This is a genomic window from Bacillus sp. AFS001701 (assembly GCF_002559405.1).
Taxonomy (GTDB): Bacteria; Bacillota; Bacilli; order Bacillales; family Bacillaceae_G; genus Gottfriedia.
In genome coordinates, this window is sequence record NZ_NTZO01000240.1 from 1 (window position 1) to 1,758 (window position 1,758).

Sequence of the window (1,758 nt, forward strand, 5' to 3'; positions counted from 1 at the left end):
GTTTTCAACTGCTTTTTTACGTATATCTTCCTATTTTTCCATTTTATATAGTTCATTTGCCTTATTAAAAATTGGGGGATTTTTGATGTTTTTCAGAAATATGATGCTTTCGTTGATAAAAATTCCAATTATTGCATAACCATTCAGGGATTACTTCTTTCCTTTTCTTTGTTGAAGACTTTTTGAAATTTTTCCGTTTTTCTGTCTTGACGGATTTTGGGCAGTTTCGTCTACTATCGGTAGACATACATTTGGGTTCGTGATGCTGAACACGAATGCCAATGTTGTTTTTCTCCTTGATGTAAATATTATTCAACGTTCGGGTCATCCCAATCATTCGAACGAACAACACACGCACGCTCGCGTGTGTTATTTTCGACTACAGACAAAAAACGTTCAGGTGCACCTGAACGTTTTTTCTTAACTCTATGCTCATCTTAGGTGTCTTACAGGAATTGCGCGTCTTGCCAGAAAAAAATATTTTGTCGTTGAACTAGTGTTCAAAATCGCAGATGAACAACTCCAAAAGAAGAAACTGTTCCAATAAGCGTTCTACAAACCGACAAAAAGGTACTTCTAGTGAGTACCTTTTTTTCCATCAAATGATTCTTTCAGTATAACTCTTATCCGTGCAGTTAATTCCTCAAAAAATGACCGAACTACTTCTGATTCACGTTCTTCGATTCTATGGACACACCATAAATCAACTGGTTTGATTCGCTTATCTTCAATCGGGATCACTCGAATTTCACCGGATTCTATGATAGGTTGATTCCACAATGTAAAGGAATGAAGGTACAAGACCGCATCTTTTTCACTAAGCATATCAAACGCAAACTCGAGCAAGTTTGTCGTCAAAAACGCATTTTGATTACTAGGTGGCTCAAACGGCAATTGTTCGTAATCTGTTAACGTATAGCCAATCACCGTCTTTTTTTTCAAATCGGCCAACCGAACAGATTCTTCATGATAAAATGGCGATTTTTTTCCCACTGCAATACAAATTCGTGTTTGTCCTAAGTGTGTGAGTGTTTGATTATCGAAATATTTCGATTCTGAACGAGTCAATGCAATAAAAGAGAAATCAGCAAGTTGTTGCCTATTTTTTAACAACGTTTTTCGATGTTGTTCTATCACTTGAAAGGTAAGATGTGGATGAAAATGATTAAGTGATAGAATAATTTGCTGAATCAAAAACGAGAATGTCGGAGTCATTGAAATCGTGATGAATACATCATTCTTTCGTTTCAATGTTTTAACTTCTTTATTTAAATTATTCATCATTTCTAACATTTGAATTGCTTGCCTAACCACTCGTTCGCCTGCATAAGTTAGTTTAATCCCTGTGTTCGTCCGATCAAAAATCTTCACTCCTAGCTCTGACTCAAGCATCGTAATCCCTTGACTTAATCCTGATTTTGACACATATAAATTGTCGGCTGCTCTTGAAATAGACCCTTCTTTTGAAGCTTCTACAATATACTTCAATTGTTCAAAATTCATCTCATCCCTCCTCCCTCATTTAATTTCTCTTATTATTTCCGTTTTTTCTATATTCATGTGAAAAATACAACTTTCAACTTTTTATTCATAACTGCTTTCCATATATCTGAACACAACCTTCATTCTTTCATTCTAGTCATCTTTTTCTTATTTTTTCGACTACAGACAAAAAACGTTCAGGTGCACTGGTCAAGACCCCAAAAAGTGGAGATGTAAAAAAACTGAGTTATTTCCTTTGAGAAATAGCTCTTTTTT

Annotated in this window: 1 protein-coding gene; it reads right to left on the reverse strand. The window is 35.2% G+C overall.

Translation table 11 applies throughout. The annotated features are described in order from the left end of the window. Window positions 1-576: 576 nt before the first annotated feature. Window positions 577-1,503 (reverse strand): LysR family transcriptional regulator, encoded by a 927-nt coding sequence (locus CN514_RS16190; protein ID WP_098233474.1) that lies wholly within the window; start codon window positions 1,501-1,503, stop codon window positions 577-579. Window positions 1,504-1,758: the final 255 nt, after the last annotated feature.

Bases quoted from the DNA above. Each gene is read 5' to 3' on its own strand.
- CN514_RS16190 (WP_098233474.1), bottom strand. From the start codon at position 1,503: ATGAATTTTGAACAATTGAAGTATATTGTAGAAGCTTCAAAAGAAGGG.